The sequence below is a fragment of the Lacinutrix undariae genome (assembly GCF_052934785.1).
In genome coordinates this window covers 3,231,658-3,252,899 of the sequence record NZ_CM128809.1, presented here as the reverse complement: position 1 = coordinate 3,252,899, position 21,242 = coordinate 3,231,658, and the positions used below count along the sequence as shown (strand labels likewise).

Sequence of the window (21,242 nt, the reverse complement as noted above, 5' to 3'; positions counted from 1 at the left end):
GGGTTAAAATTAATTAAACTTTAAGCCAAAAACAACTGCATCACTAACAAAACCACTTTGGTAAGAGCGTAAATAATCGACTCTTAAAAAACGGTATTTACCCCAACCAATGTTATCAATTCCAACGGTAAATTCTTGATATGGTGTTTTCCCATCTGTCGCTAAAGCGTGTGCACCAAGAATTAAGTTGAAATTTAGTTTATTAAGTAACGGAATTTTCTGTAAAATAAACCCATTAAAATCATGTTCAGCATGTACTTCTAAATAAGATGTATTTGTACTTTGTTCATAATAGGGTAGGTTATTAAACACGTTTGTATAGTTTCCTGAGGTTGAAAAATGTGTTTGATTTCCATTAAAATGTTTGTAATCCATAAAGGCAATATCATCGGCATTAAAAAACATTCCTGCTCTTAGGTTGTAAATAAATGTTCCTTTATCTCCAACGTTAAATTGTTGTGTTACACGTGCTTTTATTTGATCGAAATTATATTTTGAATCTGTAGCTGCAAAACCTTTTTCATACCCAAGATATAATTTTGGATATTTTGAACTGTAAAGATTTATTTTTCGATCTGGATAACTAAAATATTCTTGTCCGAAGGTAATAGCGGTGTTTAATTCTAATTTTGCAATGCGATGCGTATCAAAAGACGGTATGCCAAAAGCAGTTTCATTTAAAGGATTATTACTAGTGTAAGCATCATTACGGTCTTTAAAAACGGTTTGATCTGTTGTGTTGAAAAGCGCTTTTCTACGCTCATAGCTTACGTTTCCGTAGGCTCTAAATCCATTAGTCACTTCTTGAGAATAACTTATTTTTGCAAACGTTTTATCGTAAAGTTTGATGTAGTTGTCTTTAAAAAATAATGAACTTATAGTGTTTTCTAATTTCGAAATTGGCTCAGCATCATTAAATTGTTGTACGGTTACACCTCCAGAGGCTGATAAATACGGACGCGTAGTATTATTAAATTTGTAGCTTGCCGAAACTGTTGCCCGAAGTCTATCGTCTGAAACCCCATAATTAAAAGTGGCATCTGTGCTAAGATATTGACTGTAGTCATTCCAACCTTTAGTGTAATATAGTTTTACGTTACTATTGTAACCCTGAACGGTATTAAAATTAAAACCAGATAGGGGAGAACTTACGCCTAAACTATATTTTTTATAAGAATTAGAGTAGTTGTAACCCGAAATAAGATTTCCAAATTTAAACTTATTATTTACGCCATCAATAGAATCTAGATAAGGTTTAGACTCTCTAACAATTTGAATACTATCTTTTTTTACATAATCGTTAACCTCTTCAACGGTTAAAGGAACAGGTCGTAAAGTGGCCCAATAGGTAGAGTCTTTTTTGTTTGCAAGATCTTGAAATGATAAAATTTCTCTTCCAAAATCATTTTTTGAAAGTTCAGGATTAAATATATAATCACTATAAACGGCTATAAAACGACCATCACCTTTTAGTCCTAAAAAGGCATATTCAAAATCCATGGTTTGCGAAATTAATGCCCAAATATTATCGTTTTCTGAATATGAAAAATGCTGAGTTATTACAATTTTATCGGCTGCAGGAATTTGTGCTTGTTCTCCTGTAATGCTTAATTCGGTAGCATAAATGGTCCATTGATCTTCAACAATATAAATGCTTCCAGAAAAAATACGATCATTTTTTCGCTTCGGAATGACGTTTACTTTATTAATAAGATTGCCTTTATCGTCATAAAAGATACCTTCTAATTTATAGGTGTAATAATTAAAAGCATAATCTGCAAGTGGTGATATTATTTGATTTCCTAACGGAATTGTATTGTTATAAAAATTAAAATCGGCATCACCAGCAGTATTAAAGCTAAAGCCGTTATTATCGCCACTTACTTTTGAAGCAATAATTTTCTCTTTAAGTTTATCGGGTTTTAAAAATTCAATTTCAGATATAGTTTCCGAAAGATAAATAATTCCACTTCTGGTAGAATCTATTGATCCACCAAGATCACCAAGTTCTACTCCAAATATTTTTTCGGGAGCATCTTTAATTTTTATTAATCCACGTGAGTAATAATTTGCTTTGTAGGCTTTAATTTTATCAAAGTTTTCTTCACGTTTAGCAATAGCAGCTCTCATTATTTTGTTGGCAGGATTTTCGCCAGCAGTTACAATAACTTCATTTAAAGAAATTTCTTCATCTTCCATAATCACATTAAGTGTGTGTGGGAATTTAGAAATTGAAATTGTTTTTTTAATGGTTTTATAGCCTAAAAATTGAAATACAACGGTATAGTTTTTAGGTGTTGTAATATTGAGTTCAAAATTACCGTTTTCATTACTGGTAGATCCTATATACGTGTTTTCAATATAAATATTTACAAACGGAATAGGGGTGTTTTTACTATCGGTGATTGTACCTTTTATCTGAGAATATGAAAGGAGCGAATAAAAACATAAAAAGATAAGGAGTAGTTGTTTTTTCATAAGATTGATGCTTGTATTTATATAGACGCATTTTTTTTACAAATGGTTGCCTAAACATCTCAAACTTACTTATAAAAACGTTTTAAGTTGTTATAAAAATCACAAAATTATTTATATATCTTTTTTACTCTGTCTAGATCACGTTTATTATCTCTGTCTTTTATCGTCTCACGTTTATCGTAAAGTTTTTTACCTTTAGCTAAAGCTATATGTAGTTTTGCTAATCCTTTTTCGTTGGTAAATAATAGTAACGGCACAATTGTAAGTCCTTTTGTAGTAACGTCTTTTTCTAATTTTTTAAGTTCACGTTTGTTTAATAATAATTTACGCTCTGCTTTTGGTGCGTGATTGTAGTAATTACCATATACATATTCTTGTATAGTCATGTTTATTACAAACAGTTCACCTTTATCATTAAATTCACAAAAACTCTCAGTAATTGAGGCTCTACTATCTCTAATAGATTTAATCTCAGTTCCTGTTAAAACAATTCCAGCAGTATATTTATCGAGTATTTCGAATTCAAATTTCGCTTTTTTATTTTTTATTTTTACTGTTTTTTGCATAGCTACAAAATTACGTTTTTTTTAATCTATATATTCAACATCGTAACTAACTTTTTAATGTTACATTACTTTTTTTAAGATGCTATCTGTTTTTATGTCTTAAAAATCACCGTGAGATAAAGCAATCCATCTTACCCATTTATTATCAGGTTTTTTATATAATGCTAAACTTGCGTGACCAAAAAAATCACCACAACATAAATGAATGCTAAACACACAAGCAATCTCTCCATTACGAATAAAAACAGGTTTTGAAATTATTTTTAATTCGCGATTTCTATCTTTTTTTAAAAACGAAATTAGCTCTGAATTCTCAACAGGTATTAACTCTTTTTCGTCTTCTAAATTCCAAGTAAAGTCTGCAAGTTGTGATAATTCAGAAATAATGTATTCCTTTTCTTTTTTACTAAAAATTATACTGTCTGTTTTATTGATTTTATGATCATAATATATCCGTTTAGTCTCTTTTTTAAAGTTATTAATATGATAAGTAAGCATTTTAAAATCTACTGTTTTAACGTATGCAACTTCTGTAAAACGATCTGGGTATAATTTATAATCAATAATATCCCAAAATATGTTTTCGTTGCGATCTGTTTGACTGATTACTGTTGAAGTACTGCAGAGTGTAAAAAAGAATATAAGGTATCTCATTATAAGGTTTTTAACTTAGTTTATGTGTAAGACCTGTACTGATTTTATAGTATTAATCACGGTAATGATATATAAGTTTCCGTTATTTTTATCACTCATTAAATCGTAAATTTCATCTCCTATAATGGCGTTTACAAAATTAGGAGTTGTATTACTGTGACCAACAATTAATACTGTTTTACCTTTGTTTTGTTCCATAAAATGTACGGCATCTATTTTGTTTGGATCATATAACGTAAGCGCTAGCGTATTGTGTGTAGCTGTTGGTTGAGCCGTTTCTTTTGTGCGGTTATAATTTGTAGAATAAACAGCATCAAATTCAATAGTACTTAAAACAGTGTTCCAGTTTTGTGCTCTTAATTTTCCGTTATTATTTAGATGTGGATTTTTATTTTGAGGATCGCTACGGTCTTTTTCAGCATGTCTAATAAAATAAAAGGTACTTACGTCGTTGTTTTCTAATGTTTGAGAAAACAATGAGGTAGTACCTAATAATATGCTTATTAAAAATATAATGTGTTTCATTGGTCTCTTTTTTATAAAGATACTAATAAAAACTATACTTCTTGAAGTGTCTTTACAATGTCAATTCCTGAGGAAGTTCCTATTCTATCTGCTCCGGCATTAATATATTTTTGTACCAATTCATTAGTGTTAATACCTCCTGAAGCTTTAATTTTAGCTTTAGATTTTACTGTTTTTTTTATGATTTTTACAGCAGTTAATGTTGCCCCACTTTTTGAGAAGCCCGTTGATGTTTTTATGAAATCTATTTTAGCATCTAAGCAAATTTCACTGGCTTTTACTATTTCATTTTTTGAAAGCTCACTAATTTCAATAATAACTTTTAACGGAGTTCTTAAGCCTATTGCTAATTTTATTTCGCTTAAATCTTTATAAACTTCAATGTAGTTCTTGCTTTTTAAAGCGCCTAAATTAATTACCATATCAATTTCATCAGCACCGTTTTCAATAGCGTTTTTAGCTTCAAAAATTTTAGATTCGGTAGACATTGCTCCAAGAGGAAATCCAATAACTGACACAATTTTAACTGAACTCATCTTTAGCAACTCTTTTGCTAATGGTACATAATAACTATTGATGCACACTGAGTAAAAATCATATTGTTTAGCTTCTTTACAAAGTTTTGTAATGTCTTTTTCAGATGCAGTAGGTTTTAGGAGCGTATGCTCAATATATTTATTAATTTTCATTTATAATTTGGAAAAAAAAATTCATGTAAAAAAGCTCACTAATGTCTTAAGAGAGTGTTTTGTTAGATTTTTTTTGAAAAATTGTTTAAAAAATAATGGAAATAATAGCAGCACAAAGATAAGTTATTTGCAGATATATATTGTGAAATAAAAGCTAAAAATCTTTAGAAGAACCTATGTAGGTATTCTAAAACTTAATTTTACTATTGTTTTTGTGCAAATAACTATTCTTTTTTAAGTCTTATTTTTTGATTTATAGATAGATATGAAAAAACAGGATGGACTATGATTTTTATCAGCTTTTAACAGGAGTTTAGGGTTTAATTTTGTTGAAAACAATAACCAAATAATCATCAGATGAAAAAAATAATTTTTAGTGCATTAGTAACATTTCTATTTGTATGTAATGCTCAGGCTCAAGACGATAATTCAACAACAGATTACAGTAAATGGCAAGCGCGTTTTCGTGTTATCACAGTAGTACCTTCTCCTGGAGATGATATTGTAGGTGCAGATGTGAATCTTTCAACTGCCGTTGTTCCAGAATTAGATTTCACTTATTTCTTTACAAAAAATATTGCTGCCGAATTAATTTTAGCAACCACAAAACATGATGTTGAAATTGATGGTGGAGCAGATTTAGGAAGCGTTTGGTTATTACCTCCAACATTAAATTTACAATACCACTTTTATACAGGAGATTTTAAACCATATGTAGGAGCAGGTGTAAATTATACAATCTTTTACGGTTCAAAATCTGGAGATGTTGAAGATATGGATTACGAAAACTCTTTTGGTGTATCTTTTCAAGCAGGTGTAGATTATAATTTAAATGACTCATGGTTTTTAAATTTAGATGTAAAGCAAATATTACTTTCTACAGATGTTGATGTTGATACTGGATCAGGAGTATTACCTGTTGATGTTGATATTAACCCACTAATTATAGGATTAGGAATTGGTAAAAAATTCTAATTAATTATATTTATTGATAATAAAAGTCGCAGAAATGCGGCTTTTTTTTGTGCTTAAAAACTAAAGTAATATCCTCGTGGTTTAAGAAAACTTGATTAATTTAGTTGTATAAAATTAGATGATGAAAAAAGAATCAAATAAAAATGTAGAACATTATGATCTTATTTGTGTTGGAGGAGGTATAATGAGCGCCACTTTAGCGGTATTATCAAAACTATTAAAACCAGATTTAAAGCTTTTAGTTTTAGAGCGGCTAGAGGATGTTGCTCTTGAAAGTTCTTCAGCATGGAATAACGCCGGAACCGGACATTCAGCCTTATGTGAGCTTAATTATACACCCGAAGCAGCAGACGGCACAATAAATATTGATAAAGCCATTAGTATTTGTAATCAATTTGAAATATCCAAACAATTTTGGGCGCATTTAGTACGTGAAAATTTAATTAAAAACCCAAGTGACTTTATAAATCATGTACCTCATCATAGTTGGGTTATTGGTGCAGAAAATGCCAATTATTTAGAAAAACGTTACCAAACAATTAAGCAACATTTTATGTTTAAAAGCATTCAGTTTACAAGAGATGTAGAACGAATGAAAACCTGGTTTCCCTTAATTGCTGCAAATCGTAAGGATAGTGAAATTATGGCTGCCAACCGTATTGAACGTGGTACCGAAGTTAACTACGGCGCGTTAACAAAAAGTTTATTCTCTATTTTAGAAAACAAATTTGATCATAAAGTACAATGCAATAAAGAGGTTTTAGATATTGATCCTGATGACGATTTAGAATGGTCTGTAAAAGTGGAAGACACTAAAACCCATGAAATTTCTTACCTAGAAGCAGAACATGTATTTATTGGAGCTGGAGGAGGAAGCATTTTATTACTTCAGAAAGTAGAAATTGAAGAAAAAGCAGGTTATGGAGGTTTTCCTGTAAGCGGGGAGTGGTTAGTTTGTAAAAACGAAGACTTAATTAAACAGCATCACGCAAAAGTATATAGTAAAGCCGGAATTGGCGCACCACCAATGTCTACACCTCATTTAGATACACGTTTTATTAACGGAAAAAAAGAATTGCTTTTTGGTCCTTTTGCAGGATTTAGTCCGAAGTTTTTAAAAGAAGGCTCAAATTTCGATTTATTTAAATCAATTAAAACAGGAAATATTTCACCGCTTTTAGGCGCTTTTTGGCATAATTTGCCACTTACTAAATATCTTTTAGAACAAGTTACCATGTCCCATAAGGATAGAATGGAAGAGCTTCAAAAGTTTGTAAAAGATGCAAAAGGTGAAGATTGGGAATTAATGGTTGCAGGACAACGCGTTCAAATTATTAAAAAAGATGATTTTGAAGGTGGAAAGTTACAATTTGGCACCGAGGTAGTGAGCAGTAAAGATGGTCGTATTACTTGCTTATTGGGCGCTTCTCCGGGAGCATCTACAGCAACAGCAATTATGTTAGATGTTTTAGAAAAAGCATTTCCAGAATTATTAACTTCAGAAAAAGGTAGGGATTTATTAAAAACGATGGTGCCGTCTTGGAATACAGCGCTTAATGAAGAAGATTTTGAAACACATTTAAAAGCTTCTGAAAAGGCTTTAAATCTGTAGGAAACTTGTTTAATTTGTAAAATAAAAAAAGCAACGCTTATTTTGAGGTACCCCAAAATTCACGTTGCTTTTTAACTAACTAACCAATTATAAGACTACTGTCTTCTTTATTTGTTACAAATTAGGTGAATTAATTTTCAATTAAATTCCCTTGATTTCTAAACACTAATTTATCATCAAAAGCATCTAGTAAAATAATACTATCTGTGGTTACGCTTCCTGACAAAATTTCTTTACTCAGCTCATTTAATACTTCTTTTTGTATCACACGTTTTACAGGTCTTGCTCCATATTCTGGATTATAACCTTTATCTGCTAAATAATTTATAGCTTGATCTGTAGCATCAAATGTAATGCCTTGTTGCGCAATCATTTTTGTAATACCTTTTAATTGTAAGCCAACTATTTTAACAATGTTTTCTTTAGTTAAAGGTGTAAATAAAATTGTATCATCTATTCGGTTTAAAAACTCCGGTCTTACGGTTTGTTTTAATAGCCCTAAAACATCAATTTTAGCACTTTCCATAGCGGCATTAACATCTTTTATGGCTTGAAAACGTTCTTGAATAATCTCACTTCCCATATTAGAGGTCATAATGATTATGGTGTTTTTAAAATCTGCAACACGTCCTTTGTTATCTGTTAATCTCCCTTCATCTAAAACTTGTAATAAGATGTTAAATGTATCTGGATGCGCTTTTTCAATTTCATCTAAAAGCACTACAGAGTAAGGTTTACGACGTACCGCTTCGGTTAATTGTCCACCTTCATCATATCCTACGTATCCTGGAGGCGCACCAACTAATCTGCTTACAGAGTGACGTTCTTGATATTCACTCATATCAATACGTGTTAAAGCATTTTCATCATCAAAAAGATAATCGGCCAACGCTTTTGCAAGTTCTGTTTTACCAACTCCTGTGGTTCCTAGAAATAAGAAGGTTCCAATAGGTTTGCTAGGGTTTTGTAATCCCGCTCTACTTCGTCTAACCGCATCACTTACTGCTACAATAGCTTCTTCTTGTCCTACAACACGTTTGTGTAATTCGTCTTCTAAATTTAAAAGTTTTTCACGATCTGTTTGTAGCATTTTGGTTACTGGAATACCTGTCCATTTTGCAACAACCTCAGCAATATCTTCGTAGGTAACTTCTTCTTTTATTAACGAGTTTTCAGACTGGTTTTCTTGTAACTCCTTTTGAAGTTTTTCAAGTAATTCTTGAGCATCTTTTATTTTTCCGTAACGTATTTCGGCTACTTTTCCATAATCACCATCGCGTTCTGCACGTTCTGCTTCAAGTTTATAATTTTCAATATCAGATTTTGCAGCCTGAATATTATCTACTACAGCTTTTTCGCTTTTCCATTTGGCATTAATCTCGTTACGTTCTTCTTTTAAATTTGCTAAATCTGAACGTAATGATTTTAATTTCACTTCATCTTTCTCTCTTTTAATGGCTTCAATTTCAATTTCTAACTGCATCACTTTACGGTCTAAAACATCTAATTCTTCTGGTTTAGAGTTAATTTCCATACGTAATTTAGCCGCAGCTTCATCCATTAAATCGATAGCTTTATCTGGTAAAAATCGATTAGTAATATAACGTTCTGAAAGTTCTACAGCACCAATTATTGCTTCATCTTTAATACGTACTTGATGATGTGTTTCGTATTTTTCTTTAATTCCTCTTAAAATAGAAATTGCGCTTTCGGTATCTGGTTCATCAACCATTACTTTTTGAAAACGACGTTCTAAAGCTTTATCTTTTTCAAAATATTTTTGATACTCATCTAAAGTAGTCGCTCCAATGGCGCGTAATTCTCCACGCGCTAAAGCTGGTTTTAAAATGTTTGCAGCATCCATTGCGCCTTGTCCGCCACCTGCGCCAACAAGAGTGTGGATTTCATCAATAAATAAAACGATGTCTCCATCACTTTCTGTGACTTCTTTTATAACAGATTTTAAACGTTCTTCAAATTCCCCTTTATATTTTGCACCTGCAATAAGTGCTCCCATATCTAAGGCGAAAATTTGTTTGTCTACTAAATTTTCAGGAACATCACCATCTACAATACGGTGTGCTAAACCTTCTGCAATAGCGGTTTTACCTGTTCCTGGTTCACCAACTAGAATAGGATTGTTTTTGGTACGACGCGATAAAATTTGAAGGATTCTTCTTATTTCTTCATCTCTACCAATTACCGGATCTAGTTTACCATCTTTTGCTAATTGATTTAAATTTTTAGCATATTTATTAAGTGAGTTATAGGTTTCTTCTTGGTTTTGAGAAGTCACTCTATCTCCTTTTCGTAATTCTGTAATACTTGCTGTTAATCCTTTTTCTGTGATGCCTTGATCTTTTAGCATTTGAGCAATTTTACTGTTTGATTTAAAAACAGCAAGAATTAAATGCTCGATAGATACATAATCATCTTTCATTTTCTTGGCAATGATTGCTGCTTCGTTAAGCGTTTTTGACGCTTCACGAGATAAGGTCATTTCTCCTCCAGTAACTTTAGGGTAACTCTCTAATTGTTTATCTAAAGTCTGCTGTAATAGATTGATATTTACATTCATTTTTTTAAGAATGAATGGTAAAACATTTTCATCAACTTCAAAAATAGCTTTAAAGATGTGCTCGTTTTCTAGTTGTTGATGTTCTAAGCTTTGAGCAAGCTGTTGCGCCTGCTGTATCGCCTCCTGTGATTTTATTGTATAGTTGTTTAAGTTCATAGTATGTTGTATTTGTAAGCTATAAATCAATAATCTTACCAATGTGAAAATAAAGACAAAATGACTGATTAGATGAGTGGTAGCGTGTCTTTTAGTCAGTTTTGTAAGGTTTGAGAATCATTTCCGACTCATGTTTTTGACATTCTTTATACTGATTTTGAAATTAGTCGAAACATTATTATTAAATTCGATGTTTTGAAGATGTGTTGAGAATAACACTATAAACATAAATAATTAAGATGGGATTTATAAGTAAAATGTTTGGAGGGAATTCTGAACCAAAAGAAGAAAAGTTATTACCATGGATTGGTTTAACAACTGTAGATCAATTATTACAAATTTCTCAGAAATCTAAAACAAAAACGCAAGTCATTTTTAAGCATTCTACACGATGTGGAATTAGTAAAATGGTGATGAATCAATTTGTTGATGCTTATGATGTAGATATTAATTTAGATTTATATTACTTAGATTTATTAAATTTTAGAGACGTTTCAAATGAAGCTGGTTATACCTTCCAAGTATTACACCAATCCCCTCAACTCATCGTTATTAAAAATGGAGTTGCAGTTGCTCATGCAAATCATGGTGGAATAAATGAGATTGATTTAAGTAAATATGTGTCTTAAAATGAATATTTTTTATATCAATTAAGAAATTATACATGAAAGTAAAGATTGATAAGTTTGTCCTTTTTATTACTGGAACTATATTAATTGCTTATTTTTTTCCTAAATGGGGAACTCCGGAAAGTCAAATACCTATCGACACGATTAGTGCGATAGGTATTTCGCTTATCTTCTTTTTTTATGGGTTGAAATTACATCCAACACAGATAAAAGCGGGACTAAAAAACTGGAAGCTTCATCTTTTGGTGCAATCTTCTACCTTTTTAATGTTTCCATTATTGGTGTTATTGGCGCGCCCTTTTATTCAGAATGAATCTCAGGAAACCATATGGTTAGCTTTCTTTTTCTTAGCCGCATTGCCATCAACGGTGTCGTCATCGGTGGTTATGGTATCTATGGCTAAAGGGAATATTCCGGGAGCTATTTTTAATGCTAGTATTTCGGGGATTATAGGTATTGCTATTACGCCACTTTGGATGGGGTTATTTTTAGATCATGCGCAAACAGATTTTGATTTTACATCAATATATTTAAAACTGATTATTCAAATTATATTACCAGTAGTTTTTGGCGTTTTATTACAGCGTTTTTTAGGTGAATTTGCGCATAAACATAGTCGTAAATTATCACTGTTTGATAAATCTATCATTTTGTTAATCATATATAAGAGTTTTGCAACATCGTTTAATGATCACATTTTTAGTTCGGTTTCCTTTTTTAATCTGCTTTCTATTTTTATAGGAGTTGTAGTGTTGTTTGTTATCGCATTTATTTTAACTGGTTTTATTTCTAAGCATTTAAAAATCAGTAAAGAAGATCAAATTACGGCTCAGTTTTGCGGGACTAAAAAATCATTAGTACATGGTACTGTTTTTTCGAAGATATTATTTGGTAACATGGCGACTATGGGTATTATGTTATTGCCCTTAATGTTATTTCATGCTATACAAATATTAATAATTAGTGTGGTAGCTAGTAAATATTCAAACCGATAGATTTTATAAAACATAAAAAAACTCCCAAAGTAATTTGGGAGTTTTTAGTTAATTATACTGTCTTATTGCGTAGCGTGTATGTAACTCTCAATAATTATTATTAAACGCTATATTTGAAACTGACTTATAATGTCTTTCAGTTTTAATTTTAGGTCTTCACCAGTATCAAAAATCATTTGTTCATTACTAGGAAAAGGAATACTTCTACTTCTGGTAAAGTTATAATCATCACTAGTTAAAGCTCGTTTATCACCTCTGTAAGTCGCGTAAATATTTTCAAAAATAAAACCACTATCTATAGGGAATGCCTCTAAAACTTGTTGTTGTTTTAAATCAGAAAGTACAACCTCAGCGATAATTTGAGATGATTTTTGTTGTTCAAACTCATAATATCTCGCTTGTACTTTTATAATGTTATCAACTTTAATATCGTTTCCTAAACTGTCTTTTTTTACATTTCCGTTACGGTCTAAATCATATTTCCAACCATCAACAACATCACGTTCTCTTAATAGTTGACGTTCTTTTACATGTTCTGGAGAAATATTAATACGTTTTAGTTGTAATTGCATCCCGTAATCGTAAGTGATATCTTTATTTGGAGTAGCATGGTAAGCTGTCCAAAATTGATCTAAACCATAGGTGTCAAAATTCAATAAATCATCTTCTAGACGTCTAGGAATTACTTGATTTGTTTGGTTTTCAATTGATACCATTACATAGTGAATACCACGTTGGTGCGCTTCTTGTAATAGTTCTCTTGTATCGTCGTAATTAGGGTTTATAGATTCAATATAACTGTAAATATTATAGGCTTCACGCATCTTATATTTATCATCGGTTTCTAATAACTCTAGGCCTTGTTCATATAAGTAATCGGATGTCTTATCTCTATATGTAGCAATCGCTGTGCTATAATCATTGAATTTAAAATCAATATTTTTTCCGTTTACTGTTAGCGGAAGTACAGGTTTTATAGCTTCTTGTCTTGTATTTAAGTCTGAAAACAGCTTAAAAAGCTCTTGGTATTGCTCAGGATTATTATCTTTTTTAAGATGTTTAACCGTATTTAAATCTTTTTCAACCACTTTGTAGTAGGCGTCTCTAAGCATTAAAATATAGTCCTCTTTACTTTTTTTGTCTTTGTTAGTTTCAAGTTTTTTTAAAGCATCATTAATAGCTTGGTTGTAGTTGCCGTTGCTAATTGCTTTTTGAACTTGCTTTTTTCCATTACAGGACATTAATAATGAAAGTGTCACCAATAGGAGTAGTAATCTTTTCATAGGTCTATATATTTAATGTTATAAAATGTGTATTTCAATTTTGATGCCAAAAAAAAAGAACCCCCAAGTTTTTGCTTGAGGGGTAATTAAATATGTGGTAAAATTATTTTAATTTTTTAGGTTCAAAAATAGGTAACAACTGTGTTGAAACTTCTCCAAAACCAATACGAGTACCATCTTTTTCACAATGACCACGCATAATTACGGTATCCATATCGTTAATAAATTTACGTTCAGTACCATCTTTCATGGTGATAGGTTTTGAGCCTCTCCAAGTAATTTCTAACATTGATCCGTAAGAATCAGGTGTAGGTCCAGAAATGGTTCCACTTCCCATCATGTCTCCAGAGTTTACTGGGCATCCATTAATAGTATGGTGTGCTAATTGCTGTGACATGTTCCAGTACATATACTTAAAGTTAGATTTACTAACAATAGTTTCTTTTGCTGTTTCAGGTTTTATAGCAACTTCTAAGCTAATATCGTATCCTTTTTTACCTTTATATTGTAAATAAGGTAATTGTGGCTTTAATGGTTTAGGGCTTTCTACTCTATAAGGTTCTAAAGCATCTAAAGTTACAATCCATGGTGAGATTGAAGATGCAAAACTTTTAGCTAAAAATGGTCCTAATGGCACGTATTCCCATTTTTGAATATCTCTAGCAGACCAGTCATTAAATAATACCATTCCAAAAATGTGCTCTTCAGCTTCATTAACAGGAATAGGTTCTCCAAGATCGTTAGCGTCTGTAGTAATAAAAGCCATTTCAAGTTCGAAATCCACTAATTTTGAAGGTCCAAAAACAGGAGTATCACTATCTGGAGGAAGTGTTTGTCCTTGTGGTCTGTGTACAGGAATCCCAGAAGGAATTACTGAGCTACTTCTACCGTGATATCCTACTGGTATATGTAACCAGTTAGGTAATAAAGCATTGTTAGGATCTCTAAACATCGTTCCTACATTGGTAGCGTGCTCAATACTAGAATAAAAATCTGTGTAATCACCAATTTGAACAGGTAATTGCATTTCAATTTCATCTAATCTAAAGCAAACCGCTTCTTTTTGTTTGATGTTATTTTTTAATGTGGTGTTACTACTATCAAAGATTTCAGCAATTCTATTTCTTACCGCTCTCCATGTTTGGCGACCGTCGGCAATAAAATCGTTTAAAGTATCTTGTAAGAAAATATCATCGGTTAACGGAATTCCTTCAAAATACCCTAACTGATGTAGTGCCCCTAAATCAATAGCGGTGTCTCCAATTCTAGTACCAATGGTAATAATATCATCTCTAGTTAAAAACACACCAAAGGGAATGTTCTGTATAGGGAAATCGGAGTTTTTTCCAACGTGTAACCAAGATGTTCTATCGGGATTATTTGCAGATAAAGGCATATGTGTAATGTTATTAATTATAAACTTATTTGTATTCAAACCTACATAATTTTTTTTGTTATAAAGAAATAAAAGCCTAAAAAATGTGAGCATTTTAACAAGTTTATAAAAAGTAACAAGTATAGCTGTAAATAACGCATATTTAAATGCAGAAACGATTTGTATTTATTATTTTTGATGCAACTAAAAACATGTAACTAGTTTTCTGAGTATTGAAAACGACAAAACAAAACAATATGCAACGCGACGAACAAATTTTTGAACTTATTGAAGCTGAAAAACAAAGACAGCTAAACGGACTAGAACTTATTGCTTCAGAAAATTTTGTAAGCAATCAGGTGATGGAAGCAGCTGGTTCTGTATTAACAAATAAATATGCTGAAGGCTATCCTGGTAAACGTTATTACGGAGGATGTGAAATTGTTGATGAAGTAGAGCAATTGGCTATTGATAGAGCTAAAACTTTGTTTGGTGCAGCTTACGCAAACGTACAACCACATTCAGGAAGTCAAGCAAATACAGCTGTTTTTGCTGCATGTTTAAAACCTGGAGATAAAATTCTTGGATTTGATTTATCTCATGGAGGTCACCTTACTCACGGATCGCCAGTAAACTTTTCGGGGAAATTATATGACCCAGTATTTTATGGTGTTGAGCAAGAAACAGGTGTTTTGAACTATGATAAAATTCAAGAAATAGCAACTAAAGAACAACCAAAATTAATTATCGCAGGTGCTTCGGCTTACTCTAGAGATATCGATTTTAAACGTTTTAGAGTTATCGCTGATAGCGTAGGGGCAATTTTAATGGCAGATATTTCTCACCCAGCAGGATTAATTGCTAAAGGTATTTTAAACGATCCAATTCCTCATTGTCACGTTGTAACTACAACAACTCACAAAACTTTAAGAGGACCAAGAGGAGGAATGATTATGATGGGAGAAGATTTTGATAACCCATTTGGAATTACCTTAAAAAACGGAAACTTACGTAAGATGTCATCAATCTTTGATTCGGCAGTATTTCCAGGAAACCAAGGTGGACCATTAGAACATATTATTGCTGCTAAAGCAATTGCTTTTGGTGAAGCTTTAACTGATGAGTATATGCACTATATGTTGCAGGTTAAGAAAAATGCTGCAGCTATGGCTGAAGCTTTTGTAGCTAGAGGTTATGATATTATTTCTTCAGGAACTGATAATCACATGATGCTTATTGATTTAAGAAATAAAAATATTACAGGAAAAGAAGCTGAACAAGCTTTAGTAAAAGGAGATATTACAGTAAATAAAAACATGGTGCCTTTTGATGATAAATCACCATTTGTAACTTCAGGAATTAGAGTTGGTACTGCTGCAGTAACTACTCGTGGTTTAGTTGAAACAGACATGGAGCCAATTGTAGCTTTAATTGATGAGGTAATTACTAACTTTGAAGATGAAGCTGTTTTAGAAGCTGTTGCTGAAAAAGTAAACAACATGATGAGTGATAAGCCATTATTTGCATAGTTTTATAACTTAAAATAGTACAATAAAAAAGCCCTTTCAATATTATGAAAGGGCTTTTTATATGTAATGTTTTCTTATTAAATATCTACTTCTTCTATTCATCACTAAATGTCACATGTTGATAGGCTCCAAGATCTGGAGGTGTTGTACGTGTTGTATTTAATAAATCGGTTGGGACTTGTGTTGCAAAGGTGCTGTTTCCTTCGGCAATTGCTTCCGAGTCATCGCCAATCATAAGTTGATTTAAAGCCGTGTCTTTAAAATCTGGATCTTTATTAAAAATACAGTTTTCGTATAAATCGGTATTATCAAAATCATACTTTTCATCTGAAAAGAAATTGTTAGTATTTTGAAATCTAATTAATGTATTGGTAAATTTAAAGTTGAAATCTGCCGCATTATTTTCATCATATAACACTTCTGGATTATCATTTCCGTAGATAATACAGTTATTAAAATTAGCTTCATCTAGATTATTTACAAAAACAGTTTGGTTTTCATCTTCAATATAATTATTTAAAAAGACCGAAGGAAACTGTCTAAAACTGTTACTCCAGTAATTAGCAATTGTACAATGTGTAAAGTTGTATTTTCCACCATACGTTCCAGCGAAAGATGATTGCCCAGTATTGTTAATCACTACATTTTCTGCTTTAATAGAAGTGGCTCTTCCTAAAATACCGTAGTTACTAGAATTGTAAATTTGAGAGTTTGTAATGGTTAATTTATCATTTACTGCAGCTTGATCCCCTTCACTTAAAACACCAATGGTTGCATTTTGTATGGTAGCATAATTAATGGTATTGTTTTCGCTACCATTATATAGCCAAATAGTACCCCATTGTCCTGGAACATCTTCAAATAAAGGTTCTAAACGATCGCCTTGTAAAATGACTTGGTTTTCAAGAAGTTCTTGGTTGGCACTCAAAGTACCATTAATATTTAGTGAAGCATTGTCTGTAATAATTAATCCTGAATTGGCATGAAAATGAACACGCGCACCCGCTTCAATATTTAAAGTTTCTCCAGCGTTTACAGCCGCATAGCCATAAATAACATAAGGTTTTTGGTTGGTGAACGTAAGTTCGTCACTTTCAAGAAAACGCCCTTGAATACCTGTTTCATCATCTGTTCCGTCTCCATCAAGATCAAAGCTTAAGGTTTCAATAACACCTTCGGCATCTTTATTAGGGTAAATAAAAACGGCATCTTTTACTAAGGTTACTAATTCTACTTTTTGCAAATTAGCACCACTATCAAATTCTATAGCATCGGTATATAAAAACTGTTCATCTGTGGCTGTTAAGGCTTCAATATCTACTGTAGTTTCAATAAAAATGTACATGCTATCTTTTGCAAGAATTTCGACATCTTCAAAAACTTTCCCAAAAATACCGTCTACGTTTAGGCGATAGTTTGAAGTTTCGCCTTCTGTTAGTTGTAAAGTAGGAATTGAAATATCGTTGTTACTTCGGTTATAGACTTTTAAATTGTAAGTGCTAGAACCAATATTAGAAAATACGGTATCTAAATACACGGTATCTTTTGAAAATTGAAGTTGTCCTTTACTTTGATCGAAATCAAAATCCTTTCGGCATGAGCTCCAAAGTAATAAAACAGAAAGTGTAGATATAAAGTATAAAAGTCTTCTCATAATGTGTGCATAAATAGCATATGGTCAAAAATATAACTTTTGAATCTATGTTTTATTATGAAAGGCATTAAATTCTGTGAGATTTACTCTTTTTTCTGACTTTCAACAAGTTTTAAAAAGGCCGCGCTATAATTAAAAAGTGCGTCGAGTAGGAGCATACGGTTTTCTTTGGTCAGTAAATTGGTATTAATGCGTTTTGTACTGCAATATTCTAAGAATAAGGGGTGGTAGGTTTCGGGGATGTTAAGATCTTCGTTTAAAAGTGTATTGGTAAAAAAAGTATCGGTTTTAAAATAAGCGCTTAAATCTTCGTAAGATGCCATATTTGGGGCGCTACTAGAATTTTTATTTTTAAATAAACCTGCAACCATTCCTGCAATGGCAACAAGATCCATATTTCCGCTAGGGGATTTTTGATATAAATGCGGATTGTTTTTTATATCTGCTTTAAACTGTTGTTGTACGGTTTCGTTAGCTTCAACAGGGTCAAATTCTTTAAATTTTGGAGCGTCGGTGATGTAAACTTCATCTAAAGTGTTGACTATTTTTTTTAGTTCGATAATTAAAAAATCCTCAAAATCAGTTGCTTTTAGCGTGTAGCTTTTTTCATTATGAAATAAAGACTTAAAAGTTAGCGTATCATTTACTGAAGCTGCAATTTTATATTCACCACGCTCATCGGAATAGGTCATTGTATGTCGCGAACTATTATACACTTTTACACCTTTTACGGAAGCATCAGCATCGTAAACCATTCCGGAAATGGTTTGTGCCTCCATAAAATAGGGGACACTAATAAAAAAAATGAATAAAAGGTATTTCAATTGTAAGACAGGTTGGTGGTTGTCTCCAAATTAATGTGTTTTAATTGAGGTTTTGTTATGTGTTAAGAGAGTTTAACAATTACTTTAGTTCTTTTTTAACAAAAAGACTGTTAAGTTGGGGAGTAATACGTGCTGGTCTGTTATTATGTTTTGAAATTAAACACCATTCAGTTTCCGATGTTGTAATTAGTTTTCCTGTTTTAGCATTGTAAATTTCTACTTGACGGATAGATTTTACACCTTCAGATTTTGTGATAAATGTTTTTAAAAGTAACTCATCCCCTAATAATGCTTCCCCTTTATATTTAATATGGTGACTTAGCATTACCCAGTAGTAACTGTCTAAAATATCTTGTGTAGCACGTGTTTGCCAATGTTGAGCGGCAATATCTTGTACCCATTTTACATAGCGAATATTATTAACGTGGTTTAATTGATCTAAATCATCTTTAACTACGGTTAGTTGTATTTCGAAAATTTCCATTTATACCTTTTAAGAGGTATAAAAGTATTACTTATTGTTTGCTTCTAAAAATATTAGTCATCTTATAAAGTAATTTACCGACCGTTGTACGTGCAATCTCCCCATTTTTAATCTGTTGGCGTCTGACTTTTCTTTTTTCGCGTTCTATATGATGCTTTTTCTTATAAAAGGTGAAATAGTTTTTAGTACTTAATTCAAGCTTTTCTTTGTTCTCTAATTCTTCAGGAGTATACGTGTATTGCGGTTTACTTATGGAAACATAGCCACCAACTACAATCACTTCCCCTAGCATTTCTTCTTCCATTTCTATAAGGTTAAGTTGCAGTGTTTCTGATTTAGTAATTTTGATTTCTTTTGTTTCAAAGCCTATAAAACTAAGTACTAAAGTGCTGTTTGGTTTTGTTTTTAATGCAAAATTTCCATCAAAATCAGATTGTACGCCAATAGTTGTGCCTTTAATCATGACATTTACTCCAGGTATGGGTAAGCTGTCATGGTTACTTATAATGGTTCCTTTAATGTCTACTTCAGGTAGAATTGATACGGCTATTTTTCCTTTTACACTAGGACGGATTAGACTATCATTTTGTGTAGTTTGTGGGTGATTTTGGGCAATTAATTCCTGACTTCCTAAAGACAAAAACGCGAATAGGGAAGAAGCGACAAAAGATAAGTAGTTGTTTTTCTCCTTACGGCTCAGTACAAGTGTTCTGTTTAATTGTGTGTTTTTAAAACGTCCGCAGAGTTTTGTATTGCTCTCTAAGGTTTTAATGATGTTTTCATCGGTAGTGGTTGTGAAATCTGTAACTGTTTTTTCACAAACGGCACAATGACGTCCTTTAGCATTGGGCGTCATCGTGTTCCAGTCTTCATGACATGGTTCTGTAATGTTTATGGTGATTGTTTTTCTCATAGTGTAAATAACACTAAGAAATTTCAATCCTAAAAGATATAATGCGTGAACGGTACTTTTGGGTGCGTAAAGTCTACTTTTCAATAAGTTCAATCTCAAATAACTTATCCCAACGTTTTCCTGTAATAAATATCGTTTTGGTATCTGGATTGTAAGCAATACCGTTAAGTACATCTAAACCTCTGTGTTGTGTAACGAGTTTGTGTAACGGCGAAAAATCAATAACCCCATCAACAGCACCGTTTTTTGGGTTGATGATTACCACACCATTACGTTGGTAAATATTAGCATATATTTTTCCGTTAATCCATTCTAGTTCGTTTAACGCGCCAATTTTACCTTTGTTAGTATATACTTGAAGTTTGCTTGCTTCGGTTAAATTATCATTGTTTAAAGTCCAGATGTTTTCGGTTCCATCAGATTTGTATATGGTTGTCCCATCATTACAAAGTCCCCAACCTTCTTTACTTTGTGCGTATTTAAAACTGCTTAATTTTTCAAAAGTCTCAACATCGTACACAAAACCGGTATTTTCTCTCCAAGTTAATTGGTATATTTTCTTATCTAATATGGTTAAACCTTCTCCAAAATATTGAGCAGCTAAATTTGTTTCTTGTAAAACCTTAGCTGTTTTATAGTCTACCTTTAATAGTTTAGATTCTCCATATTGTCCGGTGCTTTCGTATAATTCGCCATTATAAAACTCTATCCCTTGTGTGTATGAAGAAATTTCATGCGGATATTCGTTAATAATTTTATAGGTATATATTTTAGGATTTACATTATTAACAATTGTGATTTTTGTTGAAATGGTTTCCGAGGTGTTTTCAAAGTTTATTGTTGCCGAAAGTGTTTGTACACCTAACTTTTCATCTTTAATAATCGCATTTTCTGAGATGTTTTGATCACCAATTTTATATGTAATAGAAGAAATTTTAATGTTATTTGGGTTTTTTACACTCAAATTTAGGGTGTCATTTAGTGAAATCACATTCTTTTCGAGTGCTGTATCAATAGAAAACCCATTTTTTTTAGGCGCAGTATTGTTTCCGCAAGATAGTAGTGATAAAGTTAAAATGGTGATTATAAAAAAGTTAAAGTAATATTTCATTAGATATATTTTTTAGCTAATTTATTTAATTAAATTCATTTTAAAAAATCATTGCGTAACAAATAAATATGTGTACCTTTGCACTCGGCAAGTCCTACACAACTAGCTCCTGTTGAATCCTCCAGGGCGGGAACGCAGCAAAGGTAAATGGTTGTAGCGGTGTGATGTAGGTAGCTTGCCTTTTTTTGTGTCCAATACTTTCCTTTTTTTAT

Annotated in this window: 18 protein-coding genes and 1 other RNA gene; 6 read left to right on the top strand and 13 right to left on the bottom strand. The window is 31.9% G+C overall.

Annotated elements, in window-relative coordinates:
* Positions 1–9: 9 nt before the first annotated feature.
* The 5 genes from ACU4C5_RS14675 to deoC all read right to left on the bottom strand — a co-directional run bounded on the left by ACU4C5_RS14675 (position 10) and on the right by deoC (position 4,912).
* Positions 10–2,478 carry a DUF5686 and carboxypeptidase regulatory-like domain-containing protein gene (locus tag ACU4C5_RS14675; RefSeq protein ID WP_446844963.1) on the bottom strand — a complete coding sequence of 823 codons (2,469 nt, stop codon included), beginning with the start codon at positions 2,476–2,478 and terminating at the stop codon, positions 10–12.
* Between the two features lie 107 nt (positions 2,479–2,585).
* The gene (gene smpB, locus ACU4C5_RS14670) at positions 2,586–3,044 is read right to left on the bottom strand and encodes an SsrA-binding protein SmpB (protein ID WP_446844962.1); all 459 of its coding nucleotides are present in this window, start codon (positions 3,042–3,044) and stop codon (positions 2,586–2,588) included.
* 99 nt (positions 3,045–3,143) lie between these two features.
* A complete protein-coding gene (locus tag ACU4C5_RS14665; RefSeq protein ID WP_446844961.1) occupies positions 3,144–3,698 on the bottom strand; it encodes a hypothetical protein in 555 nt (184 codons plus the stop codon).
* Between the two features lie 15 nt (positions 3,699–3,713).
* Entirely contained in the window at positions 3,714–4,223 is a 510-nt protein-coding gene (locus ACU4C5_RS14660; RefSeq protein ID WP_446844960.1) for a SixA phosphatase family protein, read from the bottom strand.
* Positions 4,224–4,255: 32 nt separating this feature from the next.
* On the bottom strand, positions 4,256–4,912 hold the full coding sequence (deoC, locus tag ACU4C5_RS14655; RefSeq protein WP_446844959.1) for a deoxyribose-phosphate aldolase: 657 nt from the start codon (positions 4,910–4,912) through the stop codon (positions 4,256–4,258).
* 357 nt (positions 4,913–5,269) lie between these two features.
* On the opposite strand from deoC, the gene ACU4C5_RS14650 reads away from it, so the two are divergent.
* Complete coding sequence (locus ACU4C5_RS14650) at positions 5,270–5,887, top strand: OmpW/AlkL family protein (protein WP_446844958.1); 618 nt, start codon at positions 5,270–5,272, stop codon at positions 5,885–5,887.
* Between the two features lie 121 nt (positions 5,888–6,008).
* A complete protein-coding gene (gene mqo, locus ACU4C5_RS14645; protein ID WP_446844957.1) occupies positions 6,009–7,499 on the top strand; it encodes a malate dehydrogenase (quinone) in 1,491 nt (496 codons plus the stop codon).
* 130 nt (positions 7,500–7,629) lie between these two features.
* Here the strand turns inward: mqo and clpB are convergent, their stop codons facing one another.
* A complete protein-coding gene (gene clpB / locus ACU4C5_RS14640) occupies positions 7,630–10,233 on the bottom strand; it encodes an ATP-dependent chaperone ClpB (protein ID WP_446844956.1) in 2,604 nt (867 codons plus the stop codon).
* Positions 10,234–10,472: 239 nt separating this feature from the next.
* Between clpB and ytxJ the strand changes: the two genes are divergently transcribed.
* Both ytxJ and ACU4C5_RS14630 read left to right on the top strand, forming a co-directional pair.
* Complete coding sequence (gene ytxJ / locus ACU4C5_RS14635; RefSeq protein ID WP_446844955.1) at positions 10,473–10,862, top strand: bacillithiol system redox-active protein YtxJ; 390 nt, start codon at positions 10,473–10,475, stop codon at positions 10,860–10,862.
* A gap of 35 nt (positions 10,863–10,897) precedes the next feature.
* Positions 10,898–11,857: a bile acid:sodium symporter family protein gene (locus ACU4C5_RS14630; RefSeq protein ID WP_446844954.1), complete on the top strand. Its 960-nt coding sequence runs from the start codon at positions 10,898–10,900 to the stop codon at positions 11,855–11,857.
* A 107-nt stretch (positions 11,858–11,964) separates the two neighbouring features.
* Here ACU4C5_RS14630 and ACU4C5_RS14625 read toward each other — a convergent pair whose 3' ends face one another.
* The gene (locus ACU4C5_RS14625; RefSeq protein WP_446844953.1) at positions 11,965–13,140 is read right to left on the bottom strand and encodes a hypothetical protein; all 1,176 of its coding nucleotides are present in this window, start codon (positions 13,138–13,140) and stop codon (positions 11,965–11,967) included.
* A 103-nt stretch (positions 13,141–13,243) separates the two neighbouring features.
* Complete coding sequence (gene fahA / locus ACU4C5_RS14620) at positions 13,244–14,536, bottom strand: fumarylacetoacetase (protein WP_446846467.1); 1,293 nt, start codon at positions 14,534–14,536, stop codon at positions 13,244–13,246.
* Positions 14,537–14,772: 236 nt separating this feature from the next.
* Between fahA and glyA the strand changes: the two genes are divergently transcribed.
* Positions 14,773–16,044: a serine hydroxymethyltransferase gene (gene glyA, locus ACU4C5_RS14615; protein ID WP_446844952.1), complete on the top strand. Its 1,272-nt coding sequence runs from the start codon at positions 14,773–14,775 to the stop codon at positions 16,042–16,044.
* Between the two features lie 94 nt (positions 16,045–16,138).
* On the opposite strand, the gene ACU4C5_RS14610 is transcribed toward glyA, so the two are convergent.
* From ACU4C5_RS14610 to ACU4C5_RS14590, 5 genes are all read right to left on the bottom strand, one after another.
* The gene (locus tag ACU4C5_RS14610) at positions 16,139–17,698 is read right to left on the bottom strand and encodes a right-handed parallel beta-helix repeat-containing protein (RefSeq protein WP_446844951.1); all 1,560 of its coding nucleotides are present in this window, start codon (positions 17,696–17,698) and stop codon (positions 16,139–16,141) included.
* A gap of 83 nt (positions 17,699–17,781) precedes the next feature.
* Positions 17,782–18,477 (bottom strand): hypothetical protein, encoded by a 696-nt coding sequence (locus ACU4C5_RS14605; RefSeq protein ID WP_446844950.1) that lies wholly within the window; start codon positions 18,475–18,477, stop codon positions 17,782–17,784.
* Between the two features lie 124 nt (positions 18,478–18,601).
* Positions 18,602–19,006, bottom strand: a complete 405-nt coding sequence (locus ACU4C5_RS14600; protein WP_446844948.1) for an acyl-CoA thioesterase — start codon at positions 19,004–19,006, stop codon at positions 18,602–18,604.
* A gap of 31 nt (positions 19,007–19,037) precedes the next feature.
* The gene (locus ACU4C5_RS14595; protein WP_446844947.1) at positions 19,038–19,919 is read right to left on the bottom strand and encodes a carboxypeptidase-like regulatory domain-containing protein; all 882 of its coding nucleotides are present in this window, start codon (positions 19,917–19,919) and stop codon (positions 19,038–19,040) included.
* A 73-nt stretch (positions 19,920–19,992) separates the two neighbouring features.
* Positions 19,993–21,030: a glutaminyl-peptide cyclotransferase gene (locus ACU4C5_RS14590; RefSeq protein ID WP_446844946.1), complete on the bottom strand. Its 1,038-nt coding sequence runs from the start codon at positions 21,028–21,030 to the stop codon at positions 19,993–19,995.
* An 85-nt stretch (positions 21,031–21,115) separates the two neighbouring features.
* On the opposite strand from ACU4C5_RS14590, the gene ffs reads away from it, so the two are divergent.
* Positions 21,116–21,214: signal recognition particle sRNA small type (gene ffs, locus ACU4C5_RS14585), an RNA gene on the top strand.
* Positions 21,215–21,242 lie beyond the last annotated feature (28 nt).

What these genes read in the sequence shown, in the direction of transcription:
- glyA (WP_446844952.1), top strand. Translation starts at nt 14,773, where the DNA reads ATGCAACGCGACGAACAAATTTTTGAACTTATTGAAGCTGAAAAACAA.
- ACU4C5_RS14625 (WP_446844953.1), bottom strand. Translation starts at nt 13,140, where the DNA reads ATGAAAAGATTACTACTCCTATTGGTGACACTTTCATTATTAATGTCC.
- deoC (WP_446844959.1), bottom strand. Translation starts at nt 4,912, where the DNA reads ATGAAAATTAATAAATATATTGAGCATACGCTCCTAAAACCTACTGCA.
- ACU4C5_RS14590 (WP_446844946.1), bottom strand. Translation starts at nt 21,030, where the DNA reads ATGAAATATTACTTTAACTTTTTTATAATCACCATTTTAACTTTATCA.
- smpB (WP_446844962.1), bottom strand. Translation starts at nt 3,044, where the DNA reads ATGCAAAAAACAGTAAAAATAAAAAATAAAAAAGCGAAATTTGAATTC.
- ACU4C5_RS14650 (WP_446844958.1), top strand. Translation starts at nt 5,270, where the DNA reads ATGAAAAAAATAATTTTTAGTGCATTAGTAACATTTCTATTTGTATGT.
- ACU4C5_RS14630 (WP_446844954.1), top strand. Translation starts at nt 10,898, where the DNA reads ATGAAAGTAAAGATTGATAAGTTTGTCCTTTTTATTACTGGAACTATA.
- ACU4C5_RS14675 (WP_446844963.1), bottom strand. Translation starts at nt 2,478, where the DNA reads ATGAAAAAACAACTACTCCTTATCTTTTTATGTTTTTATTCGCTCCTT.
- ACU4C5_RS14665 (WP_446844961.1), bottom strand. Translation starts at nt 3,698, where the DNA reads ATGAGATACCTTATATTCTTTTTTACACTCTGCAGTACTTCAACAGTA.
- fahA (WP_446846467.1), bottom strand. Translation starts at nt 14,536, where the DNA reads ATGCCTTTATCTGCAAATAATCCCGATAGAACATCTTGGTTACACGTT.
- ACU4C5_RS14605 (WP_446844950.1), bottom strand. Translation starts at nt 18,477, where the DNA reads ATGGAGGCACAAACCATTTCCGGAATGGTTTACGATGCTGATGCTTCC.
- clpB (WP_446844956.1), bottom strand. Translation starts at nt 10,233, where the DNA reads ATGAACTTAAACAACTATACAATAAAATCACAGGAGGCGATACAGCAG.
- ACU4C5_RS14610 (WP_446844951.1), bottom strand. Translation starts at nt 17,698, where the DNA reads ATGAGAAGACTTTTATACTTTATATCTACACTTTCTGTTTTATTACTT.
- ytxJ (WP_446844955.1), top strand. Translation starts at nt 10,473, where the DNA reads ATGGGATTTATAAGTAAAATGTTTGGAGGGAATTCTGAACCAAAAGAA.
- ACU4C5_RS14660 (WP_446844960.1), bottom strand. Translation starts at nt 4,223, where the DNA reads ATGAAACACATTATATTTTTAATAAGCATATTATTAGGTACTACCTCA.
- mqo (WP_446844957.1), top strand. Translation starts at nt 6,009, where the DNA reads ATGAAAAAAGAATCAAATAAAAATGTAGAACATTATGATCTTATTTGT.
- ACU4C5_RS14595 (WP_446844947.1), bottom strand. Translation starts at nt 19,919, where the DNA reads ATGAGAAAAACAATCACCATAAACATTACAGAACCATGTCATGAAGAC.
- ACU4C5_RS14600 (WP_446844948.1), bottom strand. Translation starts at nt 19,006, where the DNA reads ATGGAAATTTTCGAAATACAACTAACCGTAGTTAAAGATGATTTAGAT.